This is a genomic window from Gemmatimonadaceae bacterium, from assembly GCA_036003045.1.
GTDB lineage: Bacteria > Gemmatimonadota > Gemmatimonadetes > Gemmatimonadales > Gemmatimonadaceae > JAQBQB01.
Map to the genome: position 1 here is coordinate 17,023 of DASYSS010000091.1, position 15,323 is coordinate 32,345.

The following is a 15,323-nucleotide window of genomic DNA, read 5'->3' on the forward strand; positions in this document are numbered from 1 at the left end:
CCCGATTTTACGGTTGAGTGATCCACACGGGCTTCGTGTGGTAATCGAGGGCAAGCCCGCCGATCGCGCTCAGGGCCGGGATGTTCCATACGTATTCCGAGTTGTACCGCGGCCGAATACGCTGCGCGATCTTACCGCCGTTGTCCACATAGAGCAGCGTCGAGGTCGGGGGCGCGAAGCCCGGATACACCTGCGTGTTGCTCGCCGGATCGACGTCCGTGTAGTGGTATCGCCGCATGTCCATCCACAGCTCGTTGTGTCCCCAGGCCCATTGCGCGATGTACTTCTGGGACATGATCTGCGTGAGCGTGAGCTGCGCCGCGCTCGGAATGATGCGCGGATCCGCGAGGAATGCCGCCTTCTCGGCGGCGCCGATCGGGGACGCCGTGGCGGAGTTGATCTCCGAGTTGCGCGAATTCACGAAGTCGATGTGCGATGAGACGGCCTGCGTGTACGCGGCCAGCGCCGTCGCCTTGTCGCCTGATCGATACGCCGCTTCAGCTTTGACGAACTGCAGCTGCGAGTACGTCATGAAGGGAAATTTCGACCTATCGTCGAAGATGTAGCGGCTGTTTTGGCCGGCGGCGCCGGCCGATCCTGGCAGCCCGAAGAAGTTGTTCGGCTGCTGCGTCGTCGTCAGCGCGCCGTATCCGGGCACCGTTGGGTCGACGCCGCGGAACTGACCGTCCGGCGACGGCGCAAGCATTCGGCTCATGCGCGGATCGAGTGCGCCGAAATCCGTTCCGTTCATCAGGTTCACCACGAACTGCGTCTGCCGATAACTGTTGATGTTGCCGCGCCGCGGCCCCCAGAAGTTGTAGTCGTTACCGCCCGGATCCACCGCCGGATACGGGTACAGCGCGTCGTCGGCGTTGCTCGCGAACGAGCTGTTGATCGAGGCGATGACATCGGCAGGCTTGTACGTGCCCTTGTTCGAGAAGTGGTTGAGCGCGATGCCCTGCAGCCCGTACGCCATCTTCAGCCACTTCGTCCGATCGCCGTTGTACAGGTGATCCGTCTTGGCGAAGTAGGCCTGATCGACCGCGCCATCGGTGCGCTGCAGATCCTTGATCGCGACGCCGAGCAGGCGGAGAACTTCCGAGTACGCGTACTCCTGCGTGTCATAGTCGAAGGCGGAGCGCGTCGGATCGATCGCTTCCTTCACGATGATCTCGCCGTGCATGTCGGTGAGCACGAGCCAGCCCCACGCCTTCATGAAGTAGCCGGCGCCGGCGAGATCCCAACGCTGCTCCGCTTCGGCCTTGTTGATCATGTCGACGAGATTCTGGCCGAGCGACCAGTACACGTCGCGCCATTGCTCGGCGCCGTTGTCGCTCGCGGGATCGTAGCCCATTCGATCCCACGTGCTGATTGCCGTCTGCCCGTTCGCCAGGAACCATTCCTGGGTATATCGGCCGATGAAGCGGCCATCGAACTGCGGCGCCGTCACCATCCAGTGCTCCATCGGCGCCAGGTAGAGATTCGCCGACACGGACTCGGGAGCGTTCGGGTTCGTGTTGACGTTGAGATAATCCCGACACCCGCTCGCGAGGCCGACGAAGCCCACGACGAGCGTAGTCGATATTTGTCGTCTATTCATCGTGGAAGCCCTCAGAAGCTCAATTTGAAGCCGAAGTTGATGCCGCGCGGAATCGGGAAATCGCCGTAGTCGATGCCGACGCCGCCCGAGCCGCCGACCGCCGCGTCGTTGCCGTTCGCGATCGGATCGAGGCCGGTGTAGTTCGTCCACAGGAAGACGTCCGTCGCCGTGACGAACGCGCTGGCGTTGTGGCCGATGCGCTCGGGAAGCAGATACGACAGCGTCACGTCGCGGAGCCGGAGCCAGTTGATGTTCTTCTCGATGAACAGCTCCTCGCTCATCGAGGTGTAGTAGGACGTCTGGTACGCGGGGATGATCACGATGTTGTTCGGCGTCGGATTGGCGCTGTTCTCCTTTCCGTCGCGGAGCACGCCCGGAATGATTCGCGGCGTGTAGCGGTCGATGGTGCTCGTCGCGAGGCCGTGGACCGTGAGATAGTGCTCAGTGGCGTTGAAGACGTCGCCGCCCTTGCGGACGTCGAAGAGGAAGCTCAGCGTCGCCCGCTTCATCCGGATGTCGTTCGACACGCCGATCGTGAAGTCCGGCTGACGATCGTAGCCGCGATCGATGAAGGTGGTCGAGCGAACCGGAATGCCGGTGGTCGGATCGATCTCAAGCTGTCCGTTCTTGTTCCGGAGATAGAACAACCCGGTGAGCGACATGGTCGACAGACCAGGCTCGGTGCCGTTGCGAACGTTGCCGTACAACCACGTGTCCGAGACGTACGACTCGGGAAGCGCGTTCGGCAGCGAGACGGTCTTGCCCTTTGCCTTCGCAAAGTTGACCAGGAAGTCCCACGAGTAATCGCGTCGCTGCATCGGCGTCCCGCGAACCGATACCTCCACGCCTCGGTTCTCCGTCGACGCGCCATTCAGGTTGAACAGGATGAAGCCCGTGCCGTAGCTCTCGCGGAGGTTCTGGACGATCTGGTTCTGCGTGCGTTTGTGGTAGACCGTCGCGTCGATACCGAGGCGATTGTCGAGAAAGCCGAGCTCCGTGCCGAATTCGCTGGAATGCGCGAACTCGGGCTTGAGGTTCGGGTTCGGGCCTGTGAAGCCATAGCCGTATCCGCCGAACGAGGTCAGCTTGGCCTCGAGCGTCGTCCGATACGAGTAGGGCTGCGCGTCGCGACCAACCGAAGCAACTGCGGCCCGCAGCTTACCGGTCATGTGCTTCTTGAGCGACGGGAATGCGTCGGTGAAGATGAAGCTTCCCGACAGCGACGGATAGAAGAAGGAGTTTGCGCCGACAGGGATCGTCGACGTCCAGTCGTTTCGGCCGGTCGCGGAGAGATACAGGTAGTCGCGGAAGTTGACGGTGGCTTGCCCGAACGCGCTCACGAGGCGCCGCTGCGTGATGACCGTGCGGTCCGACTTGGCCTGAGCGTTGTTGATCGAGATGAAGTTCGGATCGAGGAAGTTGGTGCCTTCGGCACCATCGACCGTCGACTTCTGGTCGAGCACCTCATTGCCCAGCATGCCGCTGATCGACAGGCCCCTCACGAGCGGACGTTCGTTGAGGTTGAAGAGCGTCTGCGAGGCGATGTTCCGGGTGATGTCGTCGTTGACGTCGAGGATGCCGTTCGCCGTGCCGCTCATCGCGCTTTCGGGATGGCGCAGCAGCAGATCCTGGCTCGTGTAGGCGTCGGCCCCGATGTTGGTCTTGAAGTTGCCCCACGCGAACGGAGAGAAGGTGAAGCCGGCGTTCGTGACCACGCGGTTCGTCTTGGCGTTGCTCTTGTTCTTGTTCACCGAGAAGTACGGATTGTCGACCTCGTTCGACTGCGACAGCCCCGTGATGCGCTGCCGCGTGCCGGCGGGGGTGAGCCAATTCGCCGCGTTGTTCGTGTCCGGCCACACCAGCAAGCCGAGAAGCGGACTGTCGTCGCCCTTATAGGCTTGGTCGTTGTTCTCGTAGATGTAGTTCATCGACAGGTCCGCAATGAGCCAGGATGTGACCTGCCCCTGCGACGCTCCCGTCAGATTGATCTTGTTCATCCCCGTGTTCGGGATGACACCCTGCTGTTTGGTCGACGACGCGGAGATGCGGTACGAGAGCCTCGAGTCCGGCGCGCCGCCGCTGAACGAGAGGTTGTGCCGCTGCGTGGCCCCGGTCTGGAAGAAGTTGCCGATGTTGTTGTAGGTGTGGGTGCCGGAGGGATATGGTGTGCCGAAGTAAGTGAACGATCCGTAGCCCTCGCCCGAGATGCTGACCGTGCCGGTTGGCCCGTAGACGCTTTGAATATCCGGCTTCGCGCGGACCTGCTCGACGCGGAAGCTGTTGCTGTAGTCGAACCCACCGCCGCTGCGGCCGCGCTTCGTCGTGATGACGATCGCGCCGTTCGCCGCGTCGATACCGTAGAGGGCCGACGCCTCGGGGCCCTTGAGGACCGTGAGCGATTCGATGTCCTCGGGATTGATGTCGGCGCCGCGGTTCGTGAAGTCGACGTTGCGGTTACTGAACGCCAGCGCGGACGTCGGCGAGTCGGAGGCCAGGTTGCCGGTGTTGGTCGTCTTGTTGTCAACCGGCAGGCCGTCGACGATCATCAGCGGCTGGTTCGTGCTCGAGATCGAGCTCACGCCGCGGATGACGATCGACGTCGAGGCACCCGGCGCACCCGATGTGCTGGTGACGTCGACCCCGGCGACACGGCCCGCCAGCGCGTTGATGAAATTCTCACGCTGCGTCTGGGCGATGTCGCTGCCGCTGACCGTCTGCTGCGCGGTGCCGAGCTGCCGCTGTGACGCGGTCTGCCCCATCGCCGTGACGACGATGGCGTCGAGCGACGCGGCGACGCGGCGCAGCTGGACGTTGATGACATTCGCATCGCCGACCGTGCGTTCTTCGGGCGCGGTGCCGATCGATCGGAACTGAAGCACCTGCCCGACCGCCACCCGCACGGAGTAGTTGCCGTCGTTGTTCGTCGTCGTGCCGGCTCCTGTGCCGCGCACGACGATGGAGACGCCGGGGAGCGACGTTCCCTGTTCACTCGTGACTCTGCCAGTGACTGTTTTCTGTTGCGCCGCCAGTGGCGCCGCGCAGAGGCACAGTCCCATCAAGGCCGTGAGCACTCTGTTCTTCATAGTCGCGTGTACCAGGTAGGATGGTCGCGAAGGGTGCCCGTTCGTGCGCGTCGATGCGCCGCGATCATGAACGACGGGTCACCGGTGGGAGCTGCTGGACGCCAATTCCGTTCAGGCTGGACGGGGGAATCGTGGCGCCAGCCGGCATAAGTATCAAGACCGAGTCGGTACGAATTTGTGATTCATGAACTGATCAACCAATTCATCGCACTCTTCATCGCACCCATAGATCTCGTCCGAGGCGAACTCCAACGCCAACCGCGCGTCGTTGGATCTTGGATACGCTCTGCCTTACCGCGGGTTGCGACCGGAGCATGCGACGCAAGCGCGGCCGCACGCGGGAAAAAGCGACAAGACGTATACAATTTTGTAACGCGCCCCCGGTCGCTGACACGACGCCGGTTGCGCGGCAGAGGCGCGGCCCCGGCTATGGGGGTCCGCTGCGCTCGCGCACGCCCTTGACCGCGCCGAGGATCATCCGATTCAGCGCCGCGATCGACAAGCCGCCTGGATCGCTCGGCGGAAGCGTTGCGAAACCGATCGCGGTCGCCTTCGGATATCGCGCGAAGATCCGTTCGAACAGCACCGCCAATTCCTCGCTCGACGGACCGCCCGGCACTTTGTTCACGTGCATCGACACTTCTCGCGGATCGAGCACGTCCATGTCGATGTGAACGTAAATCTTATCGACCTGTGAGTTGAGCCGATCCAACTGCGCCCAGACGGCGGGCGTGATCCGGCGAATGTCGTCGACGGATAGCTGCTGAATCTTCGAATGATCGAGGAGACCCTGCTCTAGCGGATCCGTGAGGCGAATGGCGCCCATCACCACGTCTTCGTCACGCAACGGCGGATCGAGCGTTGCGTCGAGCCGCAGATTCTCGAGCGCGCGACCGGTCGCGATGGCGACCGGCATACCGCCCATCGAGCCGCTGCGCGTCGTTTCCGGCGTGTTGAAGTCGGGATGTGCGTCGAGCCACAGCATCCCGATTCGAAGCGGGCGTCCGCTCGGATCCGAATGCTCCAATCCCGCGACCATGCCCGGCATCGACGGACACGTCGCGTACAGTCCCACCGTGAAATACCCGTCGCGCTCGTTCTTCGCGACGATCCGCGCGTAATCGCCGAGCGCCCAGCCGAGGCGCTTCCACGCGCCGTACTCGGTGTCCTGCGTCGCCGTGAGTTTCGATTCTTCGATTCGAACGGCCACCCCTCGCCTGGCAAGCGAGTCTTGAATGCCGCCGCTCGCCATCGTATTCGGTCCCTCCGACGTACCGGTCGGCGAGAACGGCTGTTTGGCGAGTGCGACTCGCACCGATTGCGCGCGAGCCGATGCCGCGATCGGAAGGACGAGCGCGAACCACAGCGCGGGTGCGAGGCGGCGCATGCGACCCAAGAAACGCGCGGGCCGTGGGGGGCGCAAGAGAAGGGGCGAGCCCGAAGGCTCGCCCCTTTTCGTTCAAGAACTCGTCCGACTACTCGGCGCCTTTGATCGCCGGCCGCGGAAGCGGCGGGAACGGTGAATCTTCGTCGTCGGCCATCGAGAAGACGTTCGGCAGCTCGGCCGGCAGTGGCGGAAGCGGCTCGAAGCCTTCCGGCACCGCGAGCGCGATCTCGACATCCTGATACCGGTACATACCCGTACCGGCCGGGATGAGGTGACCGATGATGATGTTCTCCTTGAGGCCGAGGAGGTCGTCCTTTGCTCCCCGAATTGAAGCGTCGGTGAGCACCCGCGTCGTTTCTTGAAACGACGCAGCAGATATAAAGGACTGCGTCGTGAGACTCGCCTTCGTGATACCGAGAAGGAGCGGCTCCGCCGTCGCCGGCGTTTCCTTCTTCTTCTTGGCCCGATCGTTCTCGTCGCGGAAGATCTGACGATCCACGTGCTCCCCTTCGAGGAACTCGGTCTCGCCCGGATCCATGACGCGCACCTTCTGCAGCATCTGCTTGACGATGACGCCGATGTGCTTGTCGTTGATTTTCACGCCCTGCAGGCGGTAGACCTCCTGCACTTCGTTGAGCAGATATTCCTGCACGGCGCGCGGGCCCTTGATCCGCAGAATGTCGTGCGGATTGACCGGACCCTCGGAGATACGGTCACCGGCCCGGACGCGGTCGCCTTCGTGCACGCGAAGGTGTTTGCCCGCGGGCACTTCGTAGGTCTGCGCCTCGCGTGACTCGTCGAGCGAACCGTCCGGATTGATCGGCGCGACGAAGACTTCGCGCTTGCCTCTCTTGATTTCACCGAACCGCACGACCCCATCGATCTCGGAGATCGTCGCCGGATCCTTCGGCCTGCGCGCTTCGAACAACTCGGCGACTCGGGGCAGACCGCCCGTGATGTCGCGCGTCTTGTACGCTTCGCGGCCGACCTTGGCGATGATCGTACCGGGGAAGATGCGCTGTCCATCTTCCACGGTGAGCTGCGCGCCCGCCGGGATGATGAAGTCGCGCACGCGCTTCTCCTTGCCGCCCTTCTCCTGGATGATCTCGATGTGCGGGTGGAGCTTCTTTTCCCGGTCCTCGATGATCACGCGCTGGCGCAAGCCCGTGAGCTCGTCGAGCTCCTCGGACACCGACTCTTCTTCCACGATGTCGACGAACCGAACGGTGCCGTCCACGTCGGCGAGAATCGGGTTGGTGTAGGGATCCCAGGTGAAGATCACCTGGTCGCGCTTGACGTCCGATCCGTCTTCGACCATCAGGATCGCGCCGAGCGGCACTTGCAGGCGCGCGGCGATGTTGGCGTTGCGCTCGCCGCTCGACTTGATGAGGATCTCGCCCTCATACGACGTCACGATGCGCTGCTTCTCGGGATTGGTGACGACGACGAGCCGGTCGGAGTACTCGACCGTGCCCGCCACCTTCGACTTGCGCGCCGTCTGCTCGGCAATACGAGCGGCCGTTCCACCGATGTGGAACGTGCGCAGCGTGAGCTGCGTGCCCGGCTCACCGATCGACTGCGCGGCGATGATACCGACCGCTTCGCCCAGGTCGACGACGTTCATCGTCGCCAGGTTGCGGCCGTAGCACATGCGGCAGAGACCGCGCTTCGCCTCGCAGGTGAGGACGGAGCGAATCTTGACCGTTTCGATGCCCGACTCTTCGATGACGCGCGCCTTCTCCTCGTCGATGAGCTGACCGGCTTCGACGAGCAGCGTGCGGCGTCCCGACTCGTCGAGCTCGTGCGGATCCTCGACGTCCTCGGCGGCGAAGTTGCCGACGATACGCTCCGAGAGCGGCTCGATGATGTCCTCGCCTTCCTTCAGCGCCGACACCTCGAGACCCTGGATCGTACCGCAGTCTTCTTCGCTGATCGTCACGTCCTGCGCGACGTCCACGAGGCGGCGCGTGAGGTAGCCCGCGTCGGCCGTCTTGAGCGCCGTGTCGGCGAGACCCTTCCGGGCGCCGTGCGTCGACGTGAAGTACTCGAGCGGCGACAGACCTTCACGGAAGTTCGACTTGATCGGGCTCTCGATGATTTCGCCGATGCCGCCCGTGAGCTTCTTCTGCGGCTTGGCCATGAGTCCGCGCATTCCCGCGAGCTGCCGGATCTGGTCCCGGCTGCCGCGTGAACCCGAATCGAACATCATGAACACGGGGTTGAAACCGTCCTTCGACTCGCGCATCGACTTGACCATCTCGTCGGCGATGTCAGAGTTGGCGTGCGTCCACGTGTCGATGACTTTGTTGTAGCGCTCACCGTTCGTGATGTTGCCCGTCTGGTAGGCGCGCTGGAACCGCTCGACGCGCTCCTCGGCTTCGGTGAGGAGCCCCGCCTTCGCGGCCGGAATCTCGAGATCCTCGATGCCGATCGACACGCCGCCGCGCGTGGCGTTGGCGAAGCCGAATTCCTTGAGGCGGTCGAGGAACTGCACGGTGCCGGCGAGACCCGCGTTCCGATACGACTCGAACACGAGCTCCGACAGCGCCTTTTTCTTCATGTCGTGGTTCTTGTAGCCGAGCTCCGTCGGAATGATCGCGTTGAACAGCACGCGACCCGCCGTGGTCTTCTCCCAGCGCGGACCAGCCGAGTCGTTGACCCAGAACAGGAGCGCGCTGTGACGCGTGAGACGGTTGAGCGCGAGCTCCATCTCGATCTCGCCGACGTCGGTGAACCGGCGCAGCGTCTTGAGGTCGACGGAGTTGAAGTTGGCCGGCGCCTTGGTCGCGAAATAGCACCCGAGCACGATGTCCTGGCTCGGTTCAGCGACCGGACGTCCGTCCGACGGCTTCAAGATGTTGTTGCTCGAGAGCATGAGCAGACGCGCCTCGAGCTGCGCCTCGAACGAGAGCGGCACGTGCACGGCCATCTGGTCGCCGTCAAAGTCGGCGTTGAACGCCGCGCAGACGAGCGGGTGAATACGAATGGCCTTGCCTTCCACGAGCACCGGCTCGAACGCCTGAATGCCGAGCCGATGAAGCGTCGGCGCCCGATTCAGAAGTACAGGGTGATCTCGGATAATTTCTTCCAAGATCTCGTAGACCTCAGGGCTCTCGCGCTCGACGATCTTCTTGGCGCGCTTCACCGTCTCGGCGATGCCCTTTTCCACGAGCTTATGGATGATAAAGGGCTTGAACAGCTCGAGGGCCATGAGCTTAGGAAGCCCGCACTGATGCAGCTGGAGCTCGGGGCCGACAACAATCACGCTTCGGCCCGAGTAGTCCACGCGCTTGCCCAACAGATTTTGACGGAACCGGCCCTGCTTGCCCTTGAGCATGTCGGAGAGCGACTTGAGCGGACGCTTGCCGCGGCCGCGGATCGCCTTCGACCGGCGCCCGTTGTCGAACAGCGCGTCGACCGCCTCTTGAAGCATTCTCTTCTCGTTCCGGAGAATGACTTCAGGTGCGCGGTGCATGATCAGCTTCTGGAGCCGATTGTTTCTGTTGATGACGCGGCGATAGAGATCGTTGAGGTCCGACGTGGCGAATCGTCCGCCGTCCAATGGAACGAGAGGGCGGAGATCGGGTGGGATCACCGGCACGACGTCAAGAATCATCCACTCGGGGCGGTTGCGGACGTCGCCCGAATCGCCCGAGTTGCGGAACGCGTCGACGATCTTGAGCCGCTTGAGCAGCATTTTCTTGCGATGCTGCGACGTCTCGACGACGACTTGCGCGCGCAGATCCTCGGCGAGCTTGTCCACGTCGAGGCGGCGAAGGAGGTCGCGAACCGCGGGCGCGCCGATGTCGGCGAGGAACGCGGCGTCGTTCTCTTCCTTTGCCTTCGTGCGAAGGTTGAGGTACTCGTCTTCGTCGAGCAGCTGGTTGACTTCGACCTCTTGCTGGCCGGGCTCGATGACGACGTAGTTCGAGTAGTAGATGACCTTCTCGAGATCACGCAGCGTGATGTCGAGCAGGTTGCCCATCGGACTCGGCAGCGTCTTGAAGAACCAGATATGCGCGACGGGAACGGCGAGCTCGATGTGGCCCATGCGCTCGCGGCGCACCTTGCTCAGGGTCACTTCGACGCCGCAGCGGTCGCAGATTACACCGCGATAGCGAATTCTCTTGTATTTGCCGCAGTGGCATTCCCAGTCCTTGACCGGACCGAAAATCCGCTCGCAGAACAAGCCGTCCTTTTCCGGCTTGAACGAGCGGTAGTTGATGGTCTCGGGCTTGGTGACTTCGCCCCACGACCACCAGCTGCGGAGCCCCTGGAGCTCGAGACGCTCGCGCTCCTTGGGGTCCTTGGGTCCGCGGATTTCCTCTGGCGAGGCGATCCGGACCTGAATGAAGTCGAACGAGCTGGCGCGCTGTTCGCGCACGCTTCGGAAATCAATCATCGTTTACTCCTCCCCCCCGCTCCCCGCGCCGTTGGACGATGTGCCATCGCCGCCGGCGGCATTGGCGGCGGCCTGCGAGCCCCAATAACCGTCTGCGCTCTGACCCATCGTGACCTTGATGCCGAGGGCCTGTAGTTCCTTCACCAACACGTTGAACGACTCCGGGATTCCGGGCTCCGGAAGATTCTGTCCCTTCACGATCGCCTCGTAGACCCGGCTACGGCCGTTCACGTCGTCCGACTTCACCGTCAGAATCTCCTGCAACACGTGCGCGGCACCGTACGCCTCGAGCGCCCACACTTCCATCTCTCCGAAGCGCTGGCCGCCGAACTGCGCCTTGCCCGCCAGCGGTTGCTGCGTGACGAGCGAGTACGGTCCGATGCTCCGCGCGTGGATCTTGTCGTCGACGAGGTGCGAGAGCTTCAGCATGTAGATCTCACCGACGGTCACCGGCGACACGAACAGCTCGCCGCTGCGCCCGTCGCGCAGACGCACCTTGCCGAACGCGTTCAGACCGGCGAGCCGCATCAGCTCGACCGCGGCCGCGTCGACGTCCGCCTCCGACTTCTTGCCGAGCATTCCGGCGAGCGCCGGCAGCTCGTGGTCCGTCAACAGTGCGGCCGAGTCGAGCGCCTTGCGCTTCTCGAGCTGCTTGAGCGCGGCCTTGTACTCGGCGCGCTTCGACGCCGACTGCGACTCGTCGTCGACCCACGCCGTGTGGAACGCGATCTGGTTCGCGATCGCCGTTTCCTCACGCTCGCCCAACTCCTTCGCCGCGCCGGCGAGGAAGTCGCGGATCGCGTGGTGCATGTCGCGCGTCTCCTGCGACATGCCGCGGCCGCCAAGGTCGTTCAGCGTCGCCTCTTGCAACCGCACGAAGACTTCGTGCTCGGTCGACACGTCCGGCTTGATGTCGGCGAGCAGCGCGACGACGTCCTTGTCGGTGATCGCCGGCGCCGCGGTGCGAAGTCCCAGCGCCCGCGCGGCCCAGATCACGCCGGCCATCTTGAGCAGCAGCCCGATCTCGCGCTCGTTGGTCCCCTGGAAGACCGGCGTCTTGGCGTAGAAGCCAAGAATGCGCGCGACCCACCCGAGGTGCGTTTCGAGAATCTGTCCGACGTTCATTCGGCTCGGCACGCCGAGCGGGTTGAGCACGATGTCGACGGGCCGGCCGTCGGGGAGGAACGGCATGTCCTCCTCGGGCACGACACGCGCAACGATACCCTTGTTGCCGTGGCGTCCGGCCATCTTGTCGCCGACCGAGACCTTTCGCTTCTCGGCCAGGTAGACCTTCACGAGCTGGATGACGCCGGGCGGCAATTCGTCGGGCTGGAGAATGCGGTCGATGCGCTCTTCCGCCTTCTCTTCGATCTTGGCCTTCTCTTCGTTCGACGCGTCGATGATCTGACGCAGACGCTCGTTCACGCGCTTGTTCTCGACGCGGAGCGTCTTGAGGTCGATCGTCGACAGGCGCATCTCGCGGAGGCTCGCCGACGTGACTTTCGTCCCGGCCGCGATCGCCTCTTCGACCGTGCCCGCCTTGAGGGCGAGCGCGATCGTCTGCCCGTCGAGCACCTCGATGAGCTCCGAGTCGCGCACTTCGTTGACGCGAACCTTCTCTTCGCCCTCGAGCCGACGGACTTCACCGATGCGCTCGCCGCGGTCTTTCTCGACGACCTGGTCTTCGATCCGGGAGAAAATCTTCACATCAATGACCACGCCTTCCATGCCCGGCGGCACCTTCAGCGACGAGTCCTTCACGTCCTTCGCCTTCTCGCCGAAGATCGCCGTGAGAAGCTTCTCTTCGGGTGAGAGCTCGGTCTCGCCCTTCGGCGTGATCTTGCCGACCAGGATATCGCCGGGCTTGACGTGTGCTCCAATGCGAACGATGCCGCGCTCATCGAGGTCGAGCAGCGCCTCTTCCGAGACGTTCGGGATTTCGCGCGTGATCTCTTCCTGACCGCGCTTCGTGTCGCGGACGTGGAGCTCCAATTCCTGGATGTGGATCGACGAATACACGTCGTCCTTGACGAGCCGCTCCGACAAAACGATCGCGTCCTCGAAATTGTGACCGTACCAGGGCATGAAGGCCACCGTCACATTTGATCCGAGCGCGAGCTGTCCCAGCTCCGTCGCGGCGCCGTCGGCGAGCACGTCGCCCTGCTTCACTTTTTGCCCCTGACGAACGAGCGGACGCTGGTTGATGGCCGTGTCCTGGTTCGTTCTCCAGTACTTCTTCAAGCGGTAGCGGTCGTGCTGCGTGAGGCGCGCGAGCGGGCGATCGCCATCAGCGCCCTCCGCGCCCTTCTTCCTCTCGACCGCGGCCGCGTCGATGATGATCTCGTCGGCCGTGACGCGCGCGACGACGCCGGCCCGGCGCGCGATGACGACCGCGCCCGAGTCCTTGGCGACCTTATCCTCGAGGCCCGTGCCGACGAGCGGCGTGCGGGGATTGAGGAGCGGAACCGCCTGGCGTTGCATGTTCGAGCCCATCAACGCGCGGTTCGCGTCGTCGTGCTCGAGGAATGGAATGAGCGCCGCGGCGATCGAGACGAGCTGCTCGGGCGCGACGTCCATGTAGTCGATGCGATCCTTCGGCGTGAGCGGCGCGTCACCCTGCTGGCGGCAGAGCACGAGGTCCTCGAGGAAATTCCCATGCTCGTCGACGCGCGCGCTGGCCTGCGCGATCAACGCGCCTTCTTCTCTGTTCGCGTCGAGCCAGGCGATCTCGTTGAGAACCTTTCCGTTCTTGACCACGCGATACGGCGTCTCGACGAAGCCGAGGTCGTTCACCTGCGCGTAGCAGGCGAGCGACGTGATCAGTCCGATGTTCGGACCTTCAGGCGTTTCGATCGGGCACATGCGGCCGTACTGCGAGTAGTGCACGTCGCGCACTTCGAAGCCGGCGCGCTCGCGCGTCAGACCGCCCGGTCCGAGCGCCGAGAGACGACGCTTGTGCGTCAACTCGGCGAGCGGGTTGGTCTGGTCCATGAATTGGGACAATTGGCTCGATCCAAAGAATGCCTGGATCACCGCCGACACGGTGCGCGCGTTCACGAGGTCGTCGAGCGAGATCTTTTCCGGATCGGTGTTGATCGACATGCGCTCCTTGACCAGGCGCGCCATGCGCGACAGGCCGACGGAGAACTGGTTCGCGATCAGCTCGCCGACCGAACGGATGCGGCGGTTGCCCAGGTGGTCGATGTCGTCGACGTGTCCGCGGCCTTCATGCAGCTCGACGAGATATCGGATGATCTCGACGAAGTCTTCCTTCGAGAGCACGGTGTAGTCGGCCGGCATGTTCATGCCGAGCCGCTGGTTGATCTTGTAGCGGCCGACGCGGCCCAGGTCGTAGCGCTTTGGCGAAAAGAACAGACGCTCGAGCGCCTGCTTGGCCGTCTGCGCGTCGGGCGCGTCGCCCGGACGCAGCAGCGCGTAGATCTGCGACAGCGCTTCCTTCTCGCTGTGCGTCGGATCCTTGGCGAGCGTGTTCTTGATGAGCGTCGACTCGGCCCGCCCCGACGTCACGAACACGCTGACCTTGTTGATCTCCGCCTTGCGGATCTTCTTGATCACCGTGTCGTTGAGGAGCTGGCCGGCCTCGGCGACCACCTCGCCGTCGGAATCGACGACGTCGAGCGCCAGACGGCGGCGGACTTCACGCTCGCCGCGCTCGATCGCGTCCTGCTCGTCGCGCAGGTCGACCCGCATGTGCGACGAGAAGACCTTGATCGTGTCGATGTTCTGTCGGCGGAGGCGGTTGTACACCTCTTCCGTCAGCTCGTCGCCTTCCTTGACGAGCAGCACGTTCTCGGCGCGCTCGCGCTCGGCCTTCGCCTTCTTGGTGCGCGCCTTGGGCGCGTCGTCGGCGGTGGCTTCGCCCGGCAGAGCGATGTCCTCGGCGATGATCGCGCCGAGCAGCTCGCGCTGGTCGGTGCGGCTCTCGCGCTTCTTCGTCAGGTCGAGGTCGCGGACGGCGAAGAAGAGTCGGAGAATGTCCGAGTTGGTTCCGTAGCCAAATGCGCGCAAAAGCGCCGTGGCGGGGAACTTCTTCTTCTTGTCGATGTGGACGTACACGACGTCGTGGATGTCGACCGTGAACTCGACCCACGAGCCGCGGAACGGGATGATGCGCGCCGAGATGAGGCGCTGGCCGTTCGGATGGGTCGCTTCCTCGAAGACGACGCCCGGCGACCGGTGCAGCTGGCTGACGATGACGCGTTCCGCGCCGTTGATGACGAACGTGCCGAGCGGCGTGAGCAGGGGCAGCTCGCCGAGATAGACCTCTTTCTCGATGATGTTGCGCGGGCGCTTCTGCTCGTTGACGACCTCGTTGATGACCAGCTGCAGCGTCGCCTTGAGCGGCGCCGAGTAGGTCATGTCGCGTTCGATGCACTCTTCGACGGAGTACTTCGGCTCGCCGAGCGAATAGCGAACGAACTCGAGGGAGAAGTTTTCGTGGACGTCGGAAATGGGGAACAGGTCCTTGAAGACCCGCTCGAGACCGATGTCCTCACGATCGTGCGAGGCGGCATCCAGCTGGAGCAGCGCCTCGAAGGCGCGCGTCTGGATGTCCAGGAGGTGGGGCATTTCCATCCCCTGGTCGAGCTTCGCGTAGGAAATTTGCTTGATGTCAGACATGATTCACCGGAGACCTGGCGACGGACAGATCCCCCGCGCAGACGCGCGACAGCGCGTCCGTTCGGAGGACCAGGGACTGCATGATGTTGTTGGTGCGCGAAGTATTCGTATTCACTAATGGCGCTGGGCTGAAGGAAGGGACACTGAGGTCACCGGTCGCCGGTCATTGGTGTCCGGGGAAACCCGGAGACCGGAGACCGGTTACCGAAG

Annotated in this window: 5 protein-coding genes; all 5 read right to left on the minus strand. The window is 63.6% G+C overall.

Annotated features, from left to right (window positions below; translation table 11 throughout):
* Positions 1-7: 7 nt before the first annotated feature.
* The 5 genes from VGQ44_20385 to rpoB all read right to left on the minus strand — a co-directional run bounded on the left by VGQ44_20385 (position 8) and on the right by rpoB (position 15,113).
* Positions 8-1,600, minus strand: coding sequence for a RagB/SusD family nutrient uptake outer membrane protein (locus tag VGQ44_20385; protein ID HEV8449198.1), 1,593 nt, complete (start codon positions 1,598-1,600; stop codon positions 8-10).
* A gap of 11 nt (positions 1,601-1,611) precedes the next feature.
* Positions 1,612-4,683, minus strand: a complete 3,072-nt coding sequence (locus VGQ44_20390; GenBank protein HEV8449199.1) for a SusC/RagA family TonB-linked outer membrane protein — start codon at positions 4,681-4,683, stop codon at positions 1,612-1,614.
* A gap of 427 nt (positions 4,684-5,110) precedes the next feature.
* Positions 5,111-6,070 carry an arginase family protein gene (locus tag VGQ44_20395; protein HEV8449200.1) on the minus strand — a complete coding sequence of 320 codons (960 nt, stop codon included), beginning with the start codon at positions 6,068-6,070 and terminating at the stop codon, positions 5,111-5,113.
* An 88-nt stretch (positions 6,071-6,158) separates the two neighbouring features.
* Positions 6,159-10,472 (minus strand): DNA-directed RNA polymerase subunit beta', encoded by a 4,314-nt coding sequence (gene rpoC, locus VGQ44_20400; protein HEV8449201.1) that lies wholly within the window; start codon positions 10,470-10,472, stop codon positions 6,159-6,161.
* A gap of 3 nt (positions 10,473-10,475) precedes the next feature.
* Entirely contained in the window at positions 10,476-15,113 is a 4,638-nt protein-coding gene (gene rpoB / locus VGQ44_20405; protein HEV8449202.1) for a DNA-directed RNA polymerase subunit beta, read from the minus strand.
* Positions 15,114-15,323: the final 210 nt, after the last annotated feature.